The sequence below is a fragment of the Flavobacterium aquaticum genome, assembly GCF_003259835.1.
Classification (GTDB): domain Bacteria; phylum Bacteroidota; class Bacteroidia; order Flavobacteriales; family Flavobacteriaceae; genus Flavobacterium; species Flavobacterium aquaticum.
This window is the reverse complement of record NZ_QLMI01000001.1, coordinates 494169-513476: the sequence shown is the minus strand read 5'-3', so window position 1 is coordinate 513476 and position 19308 is coordinate 494169. Positions and strand designations below refer to the sequence as shown.

Below are 19308 nucleotides of genomic sequence, written 5' to 3'. Positions count from 1 at the left end.
TAGAAATTATGAATCAAGCACATTTACACATGGTTTTTAACCATTTTCCAATCATAGGTCTATTTTTTGGAATTGGAATTTTAGCATACGGAATAATTAAAAAGCAAACTATTTTAGTTAATACTGCTTATGTAATGTTCATTATTTGCATGATTATGGCAAAAGCTACAATGATGACAGGCGAAGGAGCAGAGGAAATTGTAGAAGAATTAGGTATTACTCATGACATTATTCACGAACATGAAGAAATGGCCGAAACCTTCATGAAAGTACTTTATGGTTTAGGAATTCTTTCGATTTTAGGCTTGGTTGCCAATCTTAAAAAGCATTCAAAAGCAGCAATTGTCTCTTATGTAGTTTTAGTTTTAGCCATTGGTTCAGCCATTTTGTCTAAAAATGTAGGAACTTCAGGTGGCGAAATTCGTCATACTGAAATCAGAGAAAATGCTAGCAATGGTAATACTTCAGAAGCTAATATTGAGGAAGAATTACACAACGATGATCACTAAACAAAATATAAAATTTCAAAAACATTTTGTTTATTCGGAAATTTAGTCGTTAACTTTGCAATGTAAAAATAACAGAAACTATGTTTTTAAATCAATTACATCATCATCATACCTCCGCTCAAGCGAAGTAATGATGTTATGTAATTAATCCATATAAATCAGAAACCCGTTTGAGTACATCAAGCGGGTTTTTTATTGTTAAGCATTTTTAAAATCCCTTGGTGTACTTTTTTAAAACAAAAATTAAAAATGAACACATTAAAAATTGCTATTCAAAAATCAGGTCGCCTTCACGATGAAAGTATTCAAATCTTAAAAGATTGCGGAATTTCAGTATACAATGGAAACGACCAACTCAAAGTTACCGCTTCCAATTTTCCTTTAGAAGTCTATTATTTACGAAACTCGGATATTCCACAATATTTGATTGATGGTGTAGTTGATATTGCAATTGTAGGCGATAATCTTTTGGTTGAAAAAGGTCAAAATATTCAAATTGCAGAAAAATTAGGTTTCTCCAAATGTAAAGTTTCGGTAGCGGTTCCAAAGAATTTCAGCTACAATTCGATTCAAGATTTAAACGGATTACGTGTTGCCACTTCTTATCCCAAAACAGTTATTGATTACTTTTCTTCAAAAGGAATTTCAGTAGACATTCACCAAATCTCAGGTTCGGTTGAAATTGCCCCAAACATCGGACTTTCAGATGCGATTGTAGATATTGTTTCAAGCGGAAGCACCTTATTTAAAAACGGTTTAAAAGAAGTCGAAGTGATTCTAAAAAGTGAAGCTGTTTTGGCCGTTTCTCCAAGAATTTCAGATGAAGCAAAGCAATTAGTTTCAAAACTTCAATTCCGAATTCAAGCTGTTTTACGTTCGAGAAAATCGAAATATATTTTAATGAATGTTCCGAATGATAAAATTTCAGAAATCAGCAAAATTCTTCCTGTTTTAAAAAGTCCAACGGTTATGCCATTAGCCAAAGAAGGTTGGAGTAGTGTACATTCTGTAATTGATGAAGATAAATTTTGGGAAGTCATCGACCAATTAAAAGAAGCAGGAGCCGAAGGAATTTTAGTTTGCCCAATTGAAAAAATGGTATTGTAAATGAATTAAACACATAGGTACATAGAAATTTAGATAATTAAGAATTTAAAAAGCATTGCATTTTACACATAGCTATGTTAACTATCTAAAGTGAAACGCCTGAAGTTTTAGACAAAAAAATAAAAACTATGTGACTATGTGTTTCAAAAAATAAAAATAGAATCATGAAAAAAATATACAACCCACAACCCGAAACTTGGTCAGAAATTTGCAAAAGACCAACCCAAACGTTCTCTGATGTAGAAGAAACGGTAAAACAAATTTTCAAAGAAGTACAACAAAAAGGCGATAAAGCCATAGCAAAATATGCATCTTTCTTTGATGGCGTAACTTTAGAAAATATCCAAGTTACACAAGAAGAAATTGAAATGGCTAAAAATGAAGTTACTTCCGAATTAAAAGAAGCCATTCAATTAGCGAAATCCAATATCGAGCAATTTCATGCTGCTCAAAAATCAGATAAAATCGTGGTTGAAACGACTATCGGTGTGACGTGTTGGCAAGAAAAACGTCCCATTCAAAAAGTGGGTTTATACATTCCTGGCGGAACGGCTCCTTTGTTTTCAACGGTTTTAATGTTGGCCGTTCCTGCAAAACTAGCAGGTTGTCAAGAAATTGTATTGTGTTCGCCACCCGATAAAAACGGAAAAATTAATGCCGCAATTCTATATGCTGCCGATTTGTGTGGCGTATCAAAAATTTACAAAGTGGGTGGAATACAAGCTATTGCCGGAATGACATTCGGAACAGAAACGATTCCTCAAGTTTATAAAATCTTCGGACCTGGAAATCAATTTGTAACGATAGCTAAACAATTTGCTTCTCAAAACGGAGTTGCAATTGACATGCCAGCAGGTCCAAGCGAATTGTTAGTTTACGCTGATGAAACTGCTATTCCAAGTTTTGTAGCTTCCGATTTATTAAGTCAAGCCGAACATGGGAAAGACAGTCAAGTAATTTTGGTTACTACCAATAAAAATATCTTAAATGATGTAGAAGAAGAAATCTACAAGCAATTAAAAGAGCTTCCAAGACAAGAAATCGCCCAAGTTGCCATTCAAAATTCCAAATTAATTTTTGTTGAAACCGAAAAAACGGCTTTATCGTTAATTAATGAATACGGTCCAGAGCATTTTATCGTATGTTCTAAAAATGAAGATTATTTTGTTGACGGAATTCAAAATGCGGGTTCGATTTTTATTGGAAATTACACTCCAGAAAGTGCTGGCGATTATGCTTCAGGAACCAATCACACACTACCAACAAATGGTTATTCCAAAAGTTACAGCGGTGTAAATTTAGATAGTTTCTTAAAAGCGATGACATTTCAAAAAATATCAAATGAAGGAATTCAAAACATCGGAAAAGCGATAGAAACAATGGCGGAAGCCGAAGGTTTACAAGCACACAAAAATGCAGTTACATTAAGACTAAAATAAGAACTATGAATTTAGAAAATCTAATCCGAGAAAACGTAAAAAAACTGAGTCCCTATTCCTCAGCACGAGACGAATTTGAACAGTTTACAAAGCAAATGATTTATCTAGATGCTAATGAAAATCCGTTTACTAACGGTATGAATCGTTATCCAGATCCGCAACAAAAGGAACTAAAAGCCGTTATTGCAGATAAAAATAATGTTTCCAAAGACACTATTTTATTAGGAAATGGAAGTGATGAAGTCTTAGATTTGATTTTCAGAGCTTTTTGTGAACCGAATCGCGATAATATCATCACATTGCCACCAACATACGGAATGTATGGAGTTTTAGCCAACATAAATGCAATCGAAAATCGTGAAGTATTGCTAAATGAAGAATTTCAACCGAATGTTGAAGCGATTCTAAATGCTGTGGATAACAATACGAAAATCATCTTTTTGTGTTCGCCTAACAACCCAACAGGAAATTCTTTTACAGATTCATCGGTAATTAAAATTCTGAATCAATTCAAAGGTTTAGTGGTAATTGATGAAGCGTATATCGATTTTTCAAAAGACGAAAGTTGGTTAAGTGTTTTGAAAGATTTTCCTAATTTGATTATCACCCAAACGTTATCAAAAGCCTATGCAATGGCGGGTTTACGAATTGGAATTTTGTATGCCTCTAGAGAAATTATTTCGGTTTTGAATAAAATCAAGCCTCCTTATAATATTAATGGTTTGTCTCAAGAAACCGCAGTTAAAAAATTGTTGCAAAGTACCATGCCAACACAAGTTAGAAAAATATTGGTGGAACGAAATAAACTTATCGAAGCACTTTCAAAATGTGAGTTTGTTGAGAAAATATATCCTTCGGATGCCAATTTTATTTTGATTAAAGTGGATGATGCCAATTTTAGATACCAACAATTTATAGAAAATGGAGTAGTGGTTCGTAACAGAAGCAATCAACCTTTATGCGAAAATTGCTTGCGAATTAGTATTGGAACCAAAGAAGAAACCGAACAAATTATAGAATTATTAAAAACCTTCAACAATGCCGAAAAGAGTATTATTTATCGATAGAGATGGAACTTTGGTTTTAGAGCCAGAAAACTATCAATTGGACTGTTTAACCAAACTAGAATTCTATCCAAAAGTTTTTCAATTCTTGAGTAAAATAGCAAAAGAATTGGACTTCGAATTGGTAATGGTGACCAATCAAGATGGTTTAGGAACTGAAAGTTTTCCAGAAAATACATTTTGGCCAACCCAAAATTTCATCTTAAAAGTGTTTGAAAATGAAGGAGTAACATTCGATGAAATTTTTATCGATAAAAGTTTTCCAGAAGACAACGCGCCAACCAGAAAACCAAGAACCGGAATGCTAACAAAGTATTTGAATAATTCAGATTACGATTTAGAAAATTCATTTGTAATAGGCGACAGAATTACAGATGTAGAATTGGCAAAAAACTTAGGCTCAAAGGCAATTTTTATAAAAAACGAAGAAAATTTAGGTGGAAATGAAATCGCAACTTCATTAGAAGAATTACAAAATGTAATTACTTTACAAACAACTGATTGGCAACAGATTTATGAGTTTCTAAAATTGGATGAAAGAACAGCTTCTATTTCAAGAACCACAAATGAAACAGATATTGCAATCTCTTTAAACTTAGACGGAACAGGAAAAAGCAACATCAACACTGGAATTTCCTTTTTTGATCACATGCTAGACCAAATTACTCGTCACGGTCAAATGGATTTAGATATTCAAGTAAAAGGCGATTTAGAAGTCGACGAACACCACACGATTGAGGATACAGCGATTGCATTAGGTGAAGTTTTTGCAAAAGCGTTAGGTAATAAATTAGGCATTGAACGTTATGGTTTTTGTTTGCCAATGGACGATTGTTTAGCGCAAGTAGCGATTGATTTTGGAGGAAGAAACTGGCTAGTTTGGGAAGCTGAATTCAAACGTGAAATGATTGGTCAAATGCCAACCGAAATGTTTTTTCACTTCTTCAAATCCTTCGCAGATGGAGCAAAAGCCAATCTAAACATCAAAGCAGAAGGCACAAACGAACACCATAAGATTGAAGCGATTTTTAAAGCCTTCGCAAAAGCCATAAAAGTGGCTGTGAAAAGAGATACAGAAAAAATGATTTTACCAAGTACAAAAGGAATGTTATAAATATTTGTTTCAAGTTTCAGGTTTTAAGTTATTCAGAACTAAATAAACTTGAAACCTGAAACCTGAAACCTGAAACCTGAAACAAAAACTAATGAAAATAGCTATTATAGATTACGGAGCAGGAAATGTACAAAGCGTCTTATTCGCTTTGGAACGACTTGGTTTTGAAGGAATTGTCACTAATGATTGGAATACCATAAAATCAGCGGATAAAGTCATTTTTCCAGGCGTAGGCGAGGCGAGTAGTGCGATGAAAATGTTGATGGATAGTGGTTTAGATGTGTTGATTCCAACCCTGAAACAACCTGTTTTAGGTATCTGTTTGGGCATGCAATTGATGTGTAAATATTCTGAAGAGGGTAACACGAATGGATTAGGAATTTTTGATGTTAATGTTGTGAAATTTTCTCAAGAAGTAAAAGTGCCTCAAATGGGTTGGAATACGATTTATAATCTGAAAACGCCATTGTTTAAAGGAATTAAAGAAAACGAATTCATGTATTTGGTTCATAGTTATTATGCATCTCTATCTGAAAACACGATTGCCACCACGAATTACGAACTCGAATATAGTACGGCATTGCAACGCGATAACTTTTTCGGAGTACAATTTCACCCAGAAAAAAGTGGAATCTTCGGAGAACAAATTTTGAAAAACTTTTTGAACCTATAATTTTAAAAATAGGAACACAGATCTAAGAAATACAAGAAATTTCAAAAATTTAAACTTAAACAAATGAAAGATTTTAAAGATTTCTTCAATTTTAATAATCTGTGTTCCAAAAAATATTGAAAATGAGAATAATACCCGCAATTGATATTATAGAAGGAAAATGCGTCCGACTTTCCAAAGGTGATTATGATACAAAGAAAATATACAACGAAAATCCATTGGAAGTAGCCAAATCATTTGAAGCACATGGAATTGAGTATTTACATTTAGTAGATTTAGATGGAGCAAAATCAAATCAAATCGTGAATTATAAAGTATTGGAACAAATTGCTTCGAAAACTAATTTAAAAATTGATTTTGGTGGTGGTTTGAAATCTGATGCCGATTTGAAAATTGCTTTTGAAAGTGGCGCCAATCAAATCACAGGCGGAAGTATTGCCATCAAACAACCAGAAGTTTTCAAAAGTTGGATTCAGCAATACGGAGCAGATAAAATCATTTTAGGAGCTGATGCGATAAACGAAAAAGTGGCTATTTCAGGTTGGTTAGAAGAATCAAAAGAAGAAGTAATTCCGTTTATTCAAAATTATCAGAAAGAACGAATTCAATACGTGATTTGCACCGATATTTCAAAAGACGGCATGCTAGAAGGACCAAGTTTTCAATTATACAAAAAAATTTTAGAACAAACCAAAGATTTAAAACTTATCGCTTCAGGTGGGATTTCTACATTCGATGAATTACCCAAGTTAGCCGAATTAGGTTGCGAAGGCACCATCATCGGAAAAGCCATCTATGAAGGCAGAATTACCTTAAAACAATTAGAAAACTATATTATTAATAAGTAAAAAGTGAAAAGTTGTAATGCTTATCACTTTTTACTTATTACTTATCACTAAATTATGCTCACAAAAAGAATCATTTCCTGCTTAGACATCAAAAACGGTCGAACCGTTAAAGGTGTCAATTTTGTGGATTTAAAAGATGCTGGTGATCCCGTAGAATTAGCAAAAAAATATGCCGAAACTGGCGCAGATGAACTAGTTTTTCTTGATATTTCTGCAACGGAAGAACGTCGTGCTACTTTAATCGATTTGGTTAGAAAAGTAGCTGCTGCGATAAATATTCCATTTACCGTTGGTGGTGGTATTTCATCTGTTGCTGATGTAGATGTGTTGCTTCGCAATGGCGCGGATAAAATTTCAATTAATTCTTCAGCGGTTAAAAATCCTGATTTGATTAATGAAATTGCAGCAAAATATGGAAGTCAGTGCGTGGTTGTTGCCATAGATGCCAAACAAATTGATGGCGATTGGATTGTACATTTAGTTGGTGGAAAAGTGCCAACCGAATTAAATTTATTCGATTGGGCAAAAGAAGTCGAGCAACGTGGTGCTGGTGAAATTCTGTTCACCTCCATGAATAATGATGGGACTAAAAACGGATTCGCTAATGAAGCTTTAGCCAAGTTATCGGAAATCGTAAATATTCCCATTATCGCTTCGGGTGGTGCGGGAACTATGGAACATTTCGCGGAAACATTTATCAACGGAAAAGCTGATGCCGCATTAGCCGCCAGTGTTTTTCACTATCAAGAAATCGAAATCCCTGAATTGAAAAAGTTTTTAAAGAATCAAAATATTGCAATTAGAGTGTAAAATTAAACACATAGAAATATTTAAAAAAACTATGTGACTATGTGTTTAAAAAAAAGTATTAAACCACATAGAAACATAGAAAATTATTTTGGAGTACGTCATAGCATTATATTTAGACATAGCTATGAAATCTCTGAAAAGTACAACGTCCGAAGCTCCGGACTAACAATTTTAAATATAAAAGATATGTTTCTATGTGGTCAAAAAAATAACTAAATATGAAAATAAATTTTAATAAAACCCTAGACAACCTAATCCCAGCTATCATTCAAGACAACGAAACGAAAAATGTTTTAATGTTGGGCTACATGAACCAAGAAGCTTTAGACCAAACATTGGCAACAAAAAAAGTAACTTTCTTCAGTCGTACTAAAAATAGATTGTGGACAAAAGGCGAAGTGAGCGGCAATTTCTTAGAACTCATTTCTATCAAAGAAGATTGTGATAACGACACCCTTTTAGTAAAAGTAAAACCAGTTGGTCCAACTTGTCACACAGGTTTAGATACATGTTGGCAAGAAGCTAATAATCAAGAATTTGGGTTTTTATCAAAATTAGAAAATACCATTGCAAAACGCAAAGAAAATACTGATGCGGAAAAGAGTTATGTTGCCTCATTATTTGCAAAAGGCATTAACAAAATAGCACAAAAAGTAGGTGAAGAAGCGGTTGAAGTAGTCATTGAAGCTAAAGACAACAACGATGATTTATTCTTATCCGAAAGTGCCGATTTATTATTTCACTATTTGATTTTGTTGCAAGCTAAAGGTTTTGAATTGAAGGATGTTGTGCAGGTTTTGAAGGGAAGGGAAAAGTAGTGTCTTTATATTTTGGTTAATAGCCAAATTCCTTGAGAAGCAATTTCATCATTATTCTCAGTCATAATATACCAGTTTCCATAAATTGAATTATTATTTTCATCTAAAATGCCTTCATATTCAATTTCTAAAGTCTTATCTTCATATGTAATAATAGAAGAATAATCATCAGAAATTATAGGATATTTTTGATATTGTTTAATAAAAGATATAAAACCATCCTCAACAAAACCCTTTATTGTAGCGTTTAATTTTGTTGAAAATACAGAATCATCTTCTTCAATTTCTCCTGTAAACGAACCATTTGTATCAGTTATTGAAGCTTTAATATTTACACGTTGTCCAAAGTAGGGTAGATCGTAACCGCTACCATATTCATAAAAGCCTTGCCAATTGCCAGTTAGATTCATCTGTTATTGTTTATATTTGAATGTTTTATTAATTAGTTTTTCAATAGCAAAAAAAGAGATAAATGATAATACTAAAATAAAAAAATGTCTGAATCCTCCTTCATCAAATGGAGATGGAAAATAATTAGTAATTATTAATCCCAAAAAAGAAATTATTAACGCATTAAAGAATCCAAGTATTGTAAAAGCAATTTTTTTGTTTTTTGACATAAATAAAAAAAACAAAATATTTAATAAAACAATAGATTCAAACCTTTTAAAATAACCATTATCTTTTCCAGCATGATAAGAAATATCAGTTTTTATTTTATAGTTTAAAAAAACTACTATAATTATTGAAATTACTATAAAAACTGAAAACATTATTTTTCTATCAAAAAACTTCAAAGCTAAATCATTTTAATTCCTCAAATATATTCAAATTTCCCCAAAAATTCTTACTTAAAATAAAAATTCAAGATGAAATTTCACACAAAAAAATAAAACCAAAAGAATAAAATGCTTAATCTAATGCTTCAATTTGCTTTAAGTGTTGTTCTACTTGGTATTTATTAAAATTATCCCAAGTAGGTGGAGTAGTTGTTATTTGTCCCCACATAGCATCTATACAAGTGTTGTTTTCTTTGTATTTGTCATGTAATATGGCTAGAATTTTAAAGAAAAATGCATCGAGTTGTTCTATTGCATTCAACTCCGTTTGTATTTTTTTGCTTTCATCTGTGATATCAAAAAGTTGTAATACTTCTAAAACAGCTTGTTTTTCTTCGTTATTAATTTTGGTTTCAAAACCATGTTTCAAGGATTTAAAAACTAAATTATTCCAAACCACACTATCATGTCCCCAAGAAACGTTTGGAAGATGTAAAGAGTGCTCGCAAATCAAAACAATTGCTAATAATACATCGTTTAAATAACTAGATGGGAATTCGTCAAAACTTCTAAATTCAAATCCACTTTGATACATCTTTTCCAGATTAAAATCAAGACCAATATCTTCTAATAAGGCATAATCTAGCGTAGATTCTATTTGATCGCGCCACCAAATATTTTCTTCTTTAGTAAATTTTAAAAGTTTTCTAAACTCATCAACTTTGTAAGTTAGAATTTTTCCTTTCGCCATCACTTTATTAAATGTACCAACTCCAGTATATCGCGACATCGCATTTCTCATTGAGCCTCCTGCAAATTTTTCATTCAAATGATACTTTTTGCTAATTACTGCCATTATATCAGGACTGCCTAATGTGGTAATAAAAAAAGGTTCAAACCATTGTAGTAAATAGATAGCGTTAATGTGAATTGCTTCAAAACTTGGATAATCTATAATTCTACTATTTTGGGTAAGCGTAGGCAATGTAAGGTGAAAATGATAGGTTCCGTTATTAAACAGCACAAGATTTTCTTGGTTCGACATAAACCTATTGATTCCCATGTTGTATTTAGGAAAATTTAATTTTTCAGAAAGTACACCTGATTCATTAATCTTGTCGATGAATAATTGTTTTGTAGCTTTAAGTTCCTCACACGAATCCGTTATGGTTCTATTTTCAAAATATTTTGTTACAAATTCAATCGAATCGCCATCAAAATTCACAGATCCCATAGGATTGTTTTTTTGAGTCAACATACTTTGAATGTTATACGGCTGGCTTTCTAAAAAAACTTCAACTATTGATTTTCCTTGATATTCAGGATTATCAACTAAAGGTTTTGTATTAGGTAATGTTTTATGTTGAAAGTTAAGATCTAATTTATCAAGAGAATGACTGTTCATCATTCTACTTACTTTGTAATTTTTATTTTTATCAAAAGCTGTTTCCAAAACAGTGGATAAAGTTCCTTCTTTATAACAAGTTCTATAATCAATACTATAGCGTTCGCAACCCATTTTTTCTTGAATAAATGATCCTGAAACTATGCTCGATTCTTCAAATTGCATATAAGTTTCATTCTCTAATCCAATTCCCCAATAATACGTTTTTTTCTGATTTGATTTCATTTATTTAAAATGGCTTGGTAACGTAATTAATATTAATTTTATTCGTGATAATAGAAAACATGAGACGAATAACGTTCATGATTCCACCAATCTTTTCTTGCTTTTGAAAAGTAGTTGTAATTTAATTTTCCAGCTTGTGATTGCAAGGGATAAACGACTTTGCCATTTTCTCGATAAGCTTTTCTTTTGCCAGTTTCTGGAACAATTGGTACAATATGTCCAGAAAGACCAACAATTTTTCGCTTGGCACAAATGATTCCAACACCTCCTTCAGTATTTACTTTTTCTTGAATTTCGTCAAGATTTGTCATTTTTTTCCAACCAAAACTTGGGCCCCATTTTGGAAACCAATCATGAATGGCGCTAGAGTAGATAGGCAGTACCGTTTCATTAAAAACAGGAACTACATCTTCTCCGTTTTGCAACTTTGCAATTGATTCATCTGTCCACCAAACGGTTGGCAAATAAACCTGAGAAAAATAACAAAAATCAAAGGAATATACGTTACAATAAGTATCTTCGATAGTTCGTTGATACCTCTCACTCTTAGAGACATCTAATTTATCTATAAGTTTACGAATACTTTCGCGTTTGGTAGTTGCATCCGTTAAGTCCCTAAAAGGGATACTTGAATCACTCATTGGATGAAATTTTGCTAAAGCAGTATCTAATCGCGAGTCGGGATGTTCTAATAAAATTGCCCCTTTTATAAGTTCATCAGATTTAGCATCTTTGACAAACGTTATTGTGTTGGTTTCTTTACTTTTTTTATCCATTTTACCAATATTTCAGTCAACAGCTAAATGTGAACAAATATACCTAACTTTTACTAAAAATTCCTATCTTTAAAATAAAAATTGAAGATGCGATTTCATACCAGAAAATGGGTAAAACCCGAAGATTTGAATGCCAACGGAACGTTATTCGGAGGTAAATTATTGGCTTGGATAGACGAAGAAGCCGCTTTGTATTCCATTGTACAATTGGAAAACCCGAAAGTAGTCACCAAGTTTATGAGTGAAATTAATTTTATGAGTGCTGCCAAACAAGGCGATATCGTGGAAATTGGTTTAGATGTGGTACATTTTGGAAAATCGTCGTTAGTATTAAAATGCGAAGTTCGTAACATGATGACACGCGAAAAAATCATCACGATTGATAACATCACGATGGTAAATTTAGGCGAAGATGGAAAACCAAAACCACATGGTAAAACTCAAATCGAATTTATTGAAGACCGTTTGAAAAAATAATTATTATTATTGAAACACATAGGCACAATAGGTTTATTTGATCTATGTGTCTATGTGTTTAAAAATAAAAAATATGCTACAAAAATCAACCTTAGAATTTCTAACAAAACTAAAAGAAAATAACGACCGTGATTGGTTTGCGGCAAATAAAAAAGCTTTTGAAACCGAACAAAAATTAGCCAAATCGTTTTTTACATCGGTAGGTGAACAGTTGGGAAAAATAGATAGTATCGAGCGCATACAAATTTTTAGAATTTATCGCGATGTTCGTTTTTCAAAAGATAAAGCGCCTTATAAAAATCATTTCAGCGTTGGGTTCACTCGAACAAAACCGATGCTTCGTGGCGGTTACTATTTACACATTGAGCCAGGAGGAAGTTTTGTAGGAGGTGGTTTTTGGGAACCCAATGCAGCGGATTTGCATCGTATTCGTAAAGAATTTGAAATGGATGATGAAGAAATCAGAACCATTATTGCCGATGCAACTTTCAAGAAATTCTTTGGCGAATTAAAAGGCGAGGAGTTGAAAACGGCTCCAAAAGGTTTTGATAAAACTCATCCTGCCATTGATTTAATTCGTAAAAAACAATATTTATTAACCCGAAGTTTTTCAGACAAAGAAGTATTAGCTCCTAATTTTCAAGAAGAAGTTTTAGCTACTTTTCAAGCGATGCGACCTTTCTTCGACTACATGAGCGAAGTTTTAAGTACCGATTTGAATGGAGAATCGATTTATTAAATAATCTGAATTTGACTTTTTAAGCGTTCGATTAATAAATTCATCATGCGTTTGTTTAAATTGGATGAATTTTGGATGTATTCTTTGTATTCGGAAACGGTAAACATTCCGAATACAATTCCTTTTAATGAATTTCGAAACTTAATATCGCGTTGGATAGCGTTTTCAATGTAATTTTCTTTTTTCTCTGGAGAGAGTGTAAAATAAACGCCTTTTTGTTTGACAGCGTAATTTCTAAAAACTTCTATAAACAATTCATTTTGGAATTTCAAAATAGGTAGCAATGTCTGATTTTGAAACTTTTCTTCGGAACTTGATTGTTCTGTAATTGTACCAATACTTGCTCCTCTAATTTCTAAAAGCGATTCGTCTTTCGTTTTCATGATAAAGTGAATTTGTTTGAATTAAAGTTAAAAAAAATAACCTCCAATTTCTTGAAGGTTATTTTAAGTTATTAAGAATCAGTTGTTAATTACTTCAACTTGAAAATTACTTTTCTTACTAATCTTCTTGCATCTGCAGAAGAAGCATCAACAGAAGTATCTTCACCTTGACCTGTTACATTTAATCTTGAAGCATTGATTCCTGCTTTTACAATTACATCTTTAACAAAATTAGCTCTTGAAGCAGATAGTGTTTTGTTGTATTCTGAATTTCCAATTTCATCAGCAAAACCAACGATTTCAACATTTGAATTTGGATTAGATTTTAAATATTGAGTAACAAAATTAATAGCGCTGTAAGAATCTGCTGTTGGTTTAGATGAATTGAAGTCAAAGAAAACAGTAATATAACCACCGTTAATCATATCTTCAATAGACTGACCATCTGTAGAAGTAACCTTGGTTTTGTTATCAACATAAGCTTCTACTTTGTCATCAACACCATTTTTATTAGTATCTAAAGTTCTTCCTTTTGTATCAACCAAAACGTTTTGAGCTGAATTTTTTTCTTCATCTAAATAATCAGCAACACCATCTTTATCCGTATCTAAAAGTTTTGTTTCTAATTCAGCAACTCTTCTTTCTAATTCATCTAATTTAGAGTTTGAAGTAACCCAATCTGCATGTTTTCCGTGTTTTCCTAAATAAATAGATAATCCAAGACTTGCATTATATAATGTACTATTAAAACCTCTATCAGAAGTAACTGAAGGATCTTGTACACCATCAAATGTATATTCTTGATTAATATTGTTAATCATAGAGAAATCAGCATTTAAAGCTACTCTATTAGATAATTTGAATTGTGCTGTTAATCCTAATATAAAATTAGTCATATCATCGTTTCCATCGAATTTATCATTTGTCATAAATGAAAATCCAACACCAGAATGTGCTTGTAAATTGATGGTATTTGTCCAATCTTCAAAATTTAGAACTCTACCTAAATTTACAACACCTTGAAGACTTGTTCTGTAATATTTACCTTCAAATTCAAAGCTTTCAGAGTCATTTTTAAATGAATCAAGACCAAAATCTAATTTTAAACCAAATTTATTGTTTAACATGTAACGAACACCTAAGTCGCCATGAATAAAGTTAGTATTACTTGAATAGTAATTTGTTGAAAATGGAGCAGTAGGTTTGCTAAGTCCAGCATTAACATCTACTGACCATTTATTAAATTCAGTTGAAGTAGTTTCTTTTTGAATTTTAGTTTCTTGAGCATTAATCTCTGTTACGGCTACTAATAACGCAGCTATAAAAATAATTTTCTTCATTTTATGATTAATTTGGGCAGCAAAAATAGTCTTTTATGTATTATTTTACAATTTCTGTAAGATAAGTTTTTTAAAATACTTTTATTTATTTTTTTGATTTGTTATTGATTCAAAAATTTCTAAGTCAAAATGAGCAACCGAAGCCATAATATGATCAAAAATATCAGCCATAATATGTTCGTAATTTAACCAAGTTTTATCTTTGGAAAAGCAATATATTTCAAGAGGAATTCCCTTTTCTGTAGGTTGTAAATGACGCACCATCAATTGCATATCTTTATTAATTCCAGGATGCGATAAAATGTATTGATTTATATATTTTCGGAACAAACCTAAATTAGTTAAGTTTCTACCGTTTACAATTATAGATTTATCGATTCCGTTATTTGTATTGTATTTATCAATATCCGCTTGACGATGTTCTATATAAGATGTTAAATGCTGAATTTTCTTGAATTTTTCCAACTCATCTGATTGAATAAATCGCACCGAATTGGCTTTAATCAATACATGACGCTTGATTCTTCTTCCATCTGAATCTAACATTCCTCTCCAGTTTTTAAAACTATCCGATATTAAGCTATACGTTGGAATCGTAGTCGTGGTATTATCAAAATTTCGAACTTTTACCGTTGCTAAATTAATTTCGATAACATCGCCATCAGCACCAAATTTCTCCATCGTAATCCAGTCACCAATTCGAACCATATCATTAACCGAAACAGAAATACTGGCTACAAATCCTAAAATGGTATCTCTAAATATTAAGATGATAATGGCAGAAATTGATCCGAAAGTCGTTAATAGAGTAGTTTTACTTACATCGAAAAGAATTAACACGAAAGAAATAATTCCAAACAACCACAAAAACAACATGATTACTTGAATGTAACTGTCAATTGGCTTATCGCTAAAACGTGGTTTTTGTTTTAAATAATCTCTAAGCGAATTAAAAATACTTCGGGTAATCCAAAGCGATAATATAATAATGTAAATTTTAACTCCTTTTTCAAAAATATATTCCCAATAAGTGAAATTCTTCAGAATTACCGGAACTGTTTTGTAAATGAATAATAAAGGAACTAAATGTGCTAAATACTTAGCTGTTTTATTAGCCACAAGAAAATCATCAAAAGAAGATTTTGTTTTAGCAGCTACAATTGCCAAGAAAATAATGAAAAGTTTCTTGAAAAGATAATCTAAAATATAGGCAACAACAACAAGAACCACAATATTGATGACAAGATTCAAGTAAGAAGCTAGCGCATCACTAAAGTCGAAACTTTTAAAAATATCGTATGCCCAATTAAAGATTTTCATTATGTATTTTGAAGGTATTTTTTCTCAATATAAAACGTTCCAAAAGGAAAAATTGAAGCCAAACAAACAATAGCGAATGTTTTAGCATCCCATTTTTGTTGGTTTTTAATTAAAATTGCAAAAGCAATATACAACATAAAAAGGACTCCATGAGCCATTCCAATATTTTTTACATAAATAGGATCATTAGCAATATATTTCATAGGCATTGCAAAAAAGTACAAAGCCAGCGTTGAAATTCCTTCTAATAAAGCAATAGAGCGAAAAGATTTTATCATGATAAAGCAGAATAAATTACAAATCCATAAATAGCAAAACGGAAGAAACGAAGTAAACCAAATAAGAAGAAATGCCTTCTTGAATAGTTAATCATTCCGGCAGCCAAACAAGCAATTGCGAAAGGTAATGGTAATAATGCTCCCACAGCAATTAAAAATCCACCCCATTTTTGCATATTAATAATATGTTTCGACATTTTACCATATAAACGTTTATTTACAGATGGAATTGCAACAATAGCCATTCCCATAAAATAAGCAATTACACCGCCCAAATAGGATAAAAAAGCTAAAATAGACAAGTAGAGTAGTGGTGATTCGGTATTTTTTGTCCAAGCGATAAAAATATCGGGTGGAATTAATCCTAACACACTTTCAGAAGCAAGGAAAACACCAAAAATAAATAAATCACTGAAATTTTGTGTAATATAAACTAATGCTTCATTAAGGTTAATAACTTTATAATTTACATAAAAAAGAATGGCTACAATTATAGCTGTAGGCAAAATAGCACCTTTGACACCTTGCCAAATAAAGGAATAAAATCCGGTATATTTATAGTACTGATGAAGTAATTTTACTTTTGATTTTTTAGTTTTAGACATTTGGGTTAAAATTTGAACAAAATTAGTTAGTTTGGTAGTATAATAGCGTTAAGAAAAACAAAAAAATCGGTAAATAATTTATTACCGATTTAATATTATGTAAAATAGAATTTAAAATTAGTACGCTAAAAAAGCTTTGTTGTATTCTTTTAAATCTAATACGTTATTTTTCTTATCTAAATCAGTTAAAAGAGAAAGGAAATAATTGAAGCTTTCTATATTATTTTCTTCTGAAATATTTGCTTCAACTTGAGCATCTTTACTGTCAACAGGTTCGTCATCTGGAATTCCAATGAAAAATCCATTGTTGTTTTCTAAATGTTCGTAAGCTAAACGTAAAGCTTTAGTTACAACAGGATTATTTAATTCTAAAGTAATTTCTCTTAGTTTTTTTAAATCCGTTACAATTTCAGAAACTTCAAAATTATCTTTAAATAATTCTTTCTGAATCTTTTCGATTAATTTAAGGGCTTGTCTGTTTTCCATGATACTTATATAAAGGTTTGCAAAACTAAACTTTCTATTAATTTTACACAAACGTTTTGAATAGTATTTTAACAGAATTTGAAAGTTTTATTTTTGAATTATAATATACATTATGTAAAATAGAATTTTTAAAGAATTCTTTTAAAAAACAACCTAAACTTTGTATCTTCGTTTATATAATTATGCACCATTATGAAAAACCCTATCGCCGAACGCATCACCGATTTTTTAAAACACTATCCGCCCTTTTCAAGTTTGGAATATTCTAAACTTCTAGAAATTTCAAAATCGTGCCAAGTTTTATATTTAGAAAAAAATCAAAATTTATTTAAAATAAACGATCCTACACATTCTTTTTTTTATGTAGTAGCTTCTGGAGCAATTGGCTTATCAGTAACTTCTGATACCGATGATGTATTAATTGATAAATGTGACGAAGGTGACATTTTAGGTTTACGTCCGTTCTTTGCAAAAAACAATTACTTAATGACCGCAAAAGCTCGTGAAGAAAGTATTGTTTATGCTATTCCTATAGAAATTTTTAAACCTTATGTAGCGGCAAATCCTGATGTGCTGAGTTTTCTTTTAGAAAGTTTTGCTTCAAATACGCGAAATCCATACGATAAAAATAATAAAGGTAAATTGGTTTCTGAAAATGTGATTTATAACGATCAAAATGCGGAAATTCAGTATTACCAACCCATAAAATATACCGAAAATCCAATAACTGCATCTCCAACTGATATTGTGAAATTTGTAGCTCAAACGATGTCAAGTAGTAAAATTGGAAGTATAATTATTCACGAAAATCGTAAACCTATAGGAATTGTTACTGACAAAGATTTACGTTCTAAAATTGCAACCGGACTTTATTCTATTGATGTTACGATTGATAAAATCATGTCATCACCAGTAATTACGGTAGCTGACAACCTTTCGATTGCTGAAGCTCAAATTATGATGTTAAAGCATAAAGTTTCGCATTTGTGTGTAACAAAAGATGGTACTAATGACTCTGAAATAACAGGAATTATTACCGAACATGATATTGTGGTTGCGCAAGCGAATAATCCTGGAGTGCTTTTAAAACAATCAAAAAGAGCACAAAAATCAGCTGATTTAAAAGATGTTCGTGAAAAATTAACCGATTTAATTCAACATTCGCTTGATAAAAACGTACCTATTAATCATATTACTTCAATTGTTGGAGAGATTAATTTAGCAATAACCAAGCGTGCGATTGAATTAGCCATTGAAAAAATAGGAACTCCTCCTCCAGCCCAATTTGCTTGGATGAACATGGGAAGTCAAGGTAGAAAAGAACAGCTTTTACTTACAGATCAAGACAATGCCATTGTTTTTGAAGATGTTCCAGAAGAAAAATACGATACTGTTAAACAATATTTTATAGAATTAGCCGAAAAAGTAACAAAAACATTAAATAAAGTCGGGTACGAATATTGCCCAGCCGAAATGATGGCGAGTAATCCGCTTTGGTGTAAATCGGTAACCGATTGGCAACAACAATTCAAAGGATGGATTAACGCTCCTGGCGAAAAAGGAATTTTAATGTGTACCATTTTCTTCGATTATGATTTTGTTTACGGAAACGAAGATTTAGTAGATGCCATTAGTAATACAATTCATGAAGAAACCAATGATAATCAGTTGTTTTTTGCTTATTTAGGAGCTGATGCTTTAAAAAATCCACCACCATTAGGTTTTTTCCGTCAGTTTTTGGTAGAAAGTGATGGAGAACATAAAGATACCTTCGATTTAAAAGGAAGAGCTTTAATGCCATTGATTGACGCTGCTCGAATTTTATCGTTAAGCAAAGGAATTAAGAATGTAGCCAACACCATTTCAAGATATTCAAAATTAGCTGAATTAGAACCACAAAATGCACCCGTTTACGAAGCCTGTGCCGATGCTTTTGCCGAATTATTAAAGTTTAGAACCGAAGAAGGTTTGAAAAACGAAAATGATGGTAGGTATTTGAATTTAAGCGAGTTATCGAAATTAGATAAAGTAAAACTTAAAAACGATTTCCAGCCGATTAACGACATTCAGGAAGTAATTAAAAACCGTTTCCAATTAACTTATTTTACGTAAT

At 31.6% G+C, this 19308-nt stretch carries 22 protein-coding genes; 12 read left to right on the top strand and 10 right to left on the bottom strand.

What is annotated here, in order from left to right; genetic code table 11:
• Positions 1-8: 8 nt before the first annotated feature.
• The 9 genes from B0I03_RS02620 to hisIE all read left to right on the top strand — a co-directional run bounded on the left by B0I03_RS02620 (position 9) and on the right by hisIE (position 8382).
• Complete coding sequence (locus tag B0I03_RS02620; protein ID WP_111565904.1) at positions 9-509, top strand: hypothetical protein; 501 nt, start codon at positions 9-11, stop codon at positions 507-509.
• 249 nt (positions 510-758) lie between these two features.
• A complete protein-coding gene (gene hisG, locus B0I03_RS02615; protein ID WP_111565964.1) occupies positions 759-1616 on the top strand; it encodes an ATP phosphoribosyltransferase in 858 nt (285 codons plus the stop codon).
• Between the two features lie 164 nt (positions 1617-1780).
• A complete protein-coding gene (gene hisD, locus B0I03_RS02610; RefSeq protein WP_111565903.1) occupies positions 1781-3055 on the top strand; it encodes a histidinol dehydrogenase in 1275 nt (424 codons plus the stop codon).
• A 5-nt stretch (positions 3056-3060) separates the two neighbouring features.
• Positions 3061-4122, top strand: a complete 1062-nt coding sequence (gene hisC / locus B0I03_RS02605; protein WP_181452324.1) for a histidinol-phosphate transaminase — start codon at positions 3061-3063, stop codon at positions 4120-4122.
• The gene (hisB, locus tag B0I03_RS02600) at positions 4094-5233 is read left to right on the top strand and encodes a bifunctional histidinol-phosphatase/imidazoleglycerol-phosphate dehydratase HisB (protein WP_111565901.1); all 1140 of its coding nucleotides are present in this window, start codon (positions 4094-4096) and stop codon (positions 5231-5233) included. The genes hisC and hisB overlap by 29 nt, the downstream gene beginning before the upstream one ends.
• Positions 5234-5324: 91 nt before the next feature.
• Positions 5325-5906: an imidazole glycerol phosphate synthase subunit HisH gene (hisH, locus tag B0I03_RS02595; protein ID WP_111565900.1), complete on the top strand. Its 582-nt coding sequence runs from the start codon at positions 5325-5327 to the stop codon at positions 5904-5906.
• A 122-nt stretch (positions 5907-6028) separates the two neighbouring features.
• Complete coding sequence (hisA, locus tag B0I03_RS02590; RefSeq protein ID WP_111565899.1) at positions 6029-6754, top strand: 1-(5-phosphoribosyl)-5-[(5-phosphoribosylamino)methylideneamino]imidazole-4-carboxamide isomerase; 726 nt, start codon at positions 6029-6031, stop codon at positions 6752-6754.
• A gap of 54 nt (positions 6755-6808) precedes the next feature.
• Entirely contained in the window at positions 6809-7564 is a 756-nt protein-coding gene (gene hisF / locus B0I03_RS02585) for an imidazole glycerol phosphate synthase subunit HisF (RefSeq protein ID WP_111565898.1), read from the top strand.
• Between the two features lie 218 nt (positions 7565-7782).
• Entirely contained in the window at positions 7783-8382 is a 600-nt protein-coding gene (hisIE, locus tag B0I03_RS02580; RefSeq protein WP_111565897.1) for a bifunctional phosphoribosyl-AMP cyclohydrolase/phosphoribosyl-ATP diphosphatase HisIE, read from the top strand.
• A gap of 5 nt (positions 8383-8387) precedes the next feature.
• Here the strand turns inward: hisIE and B0I03_RS02575 are convergent, their stop codons facing one another.
• From B0I03_RS02575 to B0I03_RS02560, 4 genes are all read right to left on the bottom strand, one after another.
• On the bottom strand, positions 8388-8792 hold the full coding sequence (locus tag B0I03_RS02575) for a hypothetical protein (protein WP_111565896.1): 405 nt from the start codon (positions 8790-8792) through the stop codon (positions 8388-8390).
• A 3-nt stretch (positions 8793-8795) separates the two neighbouring features.
• Positions 8796-9179, bottom strand: a complete 384-nt coding sequence (locus tag B0I03_RS02570) for a hypothetical protein (RefSeq protein ID WP_146603244.1) — start codon at positions 9177-9179, stop codon at positions 8796-8798.
• A 115-nt stretch (positions 9180-9294) separates the two neighbouring features.
• Positions 9295-10791, bottom strand: coding sequence for a hypothetical protein (locus tag B0I03_RS02565; RefSeq protein WP_111565894.1), 1497 nt, complete (start codon positions 10789-10791; stop codon positions 9295-9297).
• A 38-nt stretch (positions 10792-10829) separates the two neighbouring features.
• Positions 10830-11567, bottom strand: a complete 738-nt coding sequence (locus B0I03_RS02560) for a hypothetical protein (protein ID WP_111565893.1) — start codon at positions 11565-11567, stop codon at positions 10830-10832.
• A gap of 87 nt (positions 11568-11654) precedes the next feature.
• Between B0I03_RS02560 and B0I03_RS02555 the strand changes: the two genes are divergently transcribed.
• Entirely contained in the window at positions 11655-12044 is a 390-nt protein-coding gene (locus B0I03_RS02555) for an acyl-CoA thioesterase (protein ID WP_026725850.1), read from the top strand.
• A gap of 73 nt (positions 12045-12117) precedes the next feature.
• Positions 12118-12783, top strand: a complete 666-nt coding sequence (locus B0I03_RS02550; RefSeq protein ID WP_245902916.1) for a DUF2461 domain-containing protein — start codon at positions 12118-12120, stop codon at positions 12781-12783.
• Here the strand turns inward: B0I03_RS02550 and B0I03_RS02545 are convergent.
• The 6 genes from B0I03_RS02545 to B0I03_RS02520 all read right to left on the bottom strand — a co-directional run bounded on the left by B0I03_RS02545 (position 12780) and on the right by B0I03_RS02520 (position 17195).
• Positions 12780-13166, bottom strand: coding sequence for a glyoxalase (locus B0I03_RS02545; RefSeq protein ID WP_111565891.1), 387 nt, complete (start codon positions 13164-13166; stop codon positions 12780-12782). The genes B0I03_RS02550 and B0I03_RS02545 overlap by 4 nt on opposite strands.
• 89 nt (positions 13167-13255) lie before the next feature.
• Positions 13256-14506 (bottom strand): OmpA family protein, encoded by a 1251-nt coding sequence (locus B0I03_RS02540; RefSeq protein WP_111565890.1) that lies wholly within the window; start codon positions 14504-14506, stop codon positions 13256-13258.
• An 81-nt stretch (positions 14507-14587) separates the two neighbouring features.
• Positions 14588-15826 (bottom strand): mechanosensitive ion channel family protein, encoded by a 1239-nt coding sequence (locus B0I03_RS02535; RefSeq protein WP_111565889.1) that lies wholly within the window; start codon positions 15824-15826, stop codon positions 14588-14590.
• Positions 15826-16104: a DUF3817 domain-containing protein gene (locus B0I03_RS02530; protein WP_111565888.1), complete on the bottom strand. Its 279-nt coding sequence runs from the start codon at positions 16102-16104 to the stop codon at positions 15826-15828. Before B0I03_RS02530 ends, B0I03_RS02535 begins: the two co-directional genes overlap by 1 nt.
• Positions 16101-16709 carry a YqaA family protein gene (locus tag B0I03_RS02525; RefSeq protein WP_111565887.1) on the bottom strand — a complete coding sequence of 203 codons (609 nt, stop codon included), beginning with the start codon at positions 16707-16709 and terminating at the stop codon, positions 16101-16103. Before B0I03_RS02525 ends, B0I03_RS02530 begins: the two co-directional genes overlap by 4 nt.
• A gap of 117 nt (positions 16710-16826) precedes the next feature.
• Complete coding sequence (locus B0I03_RS02520) at positions 16827-17195, bottom strand: hypothetical protein (RefSeq protein ID WP_111565886.1); 369 nt, start codon at positions 17193-17195, stop codon at positions 16827-16829.
• 192 nt (positions 17196-17387) lie between these two features.
• Here B0I03_RS02520 and B0I03_RS02515 point away from each other — a divergent pair, with 192 nt between their 5' ends.
• Positions 17388-19307 (top strand): DUF294 nucleotidyltransferase-like domain-containing protein, encoded by a 1920-nt coding sequence (locus B0I03_RS02515; protein ID WP_111565885.1) that lies wholly within the window; start codon positions 17388-17390, stop codon positions 19305-19307.
• Position 19308 lies beyond the last annotated feature (1 nt).

Bases quoted from the DNA above. Each gene is read 5' to 3' on its own strand.
- B0I03_RS02545 (WP_111565891.1), bottom strand. From the start codon at position 13,166: ATGAAAACGAAAGACGAATCGCTTTTAGAAATTAGAGGAGCAAGTATT.
- B0I03_RS02515 (WP_111565885.1), top strand. From the start codon at position 17,388: ATGAAAAACCCTATCGCCGAACGCATCACCGATTTTTTAAAACACTAT.
- hisG (WP_111565964.1), top strand. From the start codon at position 759: ATGAACACATTAAAAATTGCTATTCAAAAATCAGGTCGCCTTCACGAT.
- B0I03_RS02555 (WP_026725850.1), top strand. From the start codon at position 11,655: ATGCGATTTCATACCAGAAAATGGGTAAAACCCGAAGATTTGAATGCC.
- B0I03_RS02520 (WP_111565886.1), bottom strand. From the start codon at position 17,195: ATGGAAAACAGACAAGCCCTTAAATTAATCGAAAAGATTCAGAAAGAA.
- B0I03_RS02540 (WP_111565890.1), bottom strand. From the start codon at position 14,506: ATGAAGAAAATTATTTTTATAGCTGCGTTATTAGTAGCCGTAACAGAG.
- hisB (WP_111565901.1), top strand. From the start codon at position 4,094: ATGCCGAAAAGAGTATTATTTATCGATAGAGATGGAACTTTGGTTTTA.
- B0I03_RS02620 (WP_111565904.1), top strand. From the start codon at position 9: ATGAATCAAGCACATTTACACATGGTTTTTAACCATTTTCCAATCATA.
- hisF (WP_111565898.1), top strand. From the start codon at position 6,809: ATGCTCACAAAAAGAATCATTTCCTGCTTAGACATCAAAAACGGTCGA.
- hisD (WP_111565903.1), top strand. From the start codon at position 1,781: ATGAAAAAAATATACAACCCACAACCCGAAACTTGGTCAGAAATTTGC.
- B0I03_RS02525 (WP_111565887.1), bottom strand. From the start codon at position 16,709: ATGTCTAAAACTAAAAAATCAAAAGTAAAATTACTTCATCAGTACTAT.
- B0I03_RS02560 (WP_111565893.1), bottom strand. From the start codon at position 11,567: ATGGATAAAAAAAGTAAAGAAACCAACACAATAACGTTTGTCAAAGAT.
- hisIE (WP_111565897.1), top strand. From the start codon at position 7,783: ATGAAAATAAATTTTAATAAAACCCTAGACAACCTAATCCCAGCTATC.
- hisH (WP_111565900.1), top strand. From the start codon at position 5,325: ATGAAAATAGCTATTATAGATTACGGAGCAGGAAATGTACAAAGCGTC.
- B0I03_RS02530 (WP_111565888.1), bottom strand. From the start codon at position 16,104: ATGATAAAATCTTTTCGCTCTATTGCTTTATTAGAAGGAATTTCAACG.
- B0I03_RS02550 (WP_245902916.1), top strand. From the start codon at position 12,118: ATGCTACAAAAATCAACCTTAGAATTTCTAACAAAACTAAAAGAAAAT.
- B0I03_RS02535 (WP_111565889.1), bottom strand. From the start codon at position 15,826: ATGAAAATCTTTAATTGGGCATACGATATTTTTAAAAGTTTCGACTTT.
- hisC (WP_181452324.1), top strand. From the start codon at position 3,061: ATGAATTTAGAAAATCTAATCCGAGAAAACGTAAAAAAACTGAGTCCC.
- hisA (WP_111565899.1), top strand. From the start codon at position 6,029: ATGAGAATAATACCCGCAATTGATATTATAGAAGGAAAATGCGTCCGA.
- B0I03_RS02565 (WP_111565894.1), bottom strand. From the start codon at position 10,791: ATGAAATCAAATCAGAAAAAAACGTATTATTGGGGAATTGGATTAGAG.
- B0I03_RS02575 (WP_111565896.1), bottom strand. From the start codon at position 8,792: ATGAATCTAACTGGCAATTGGCAAGGCTTTTATGAATATGGTAGCGGT.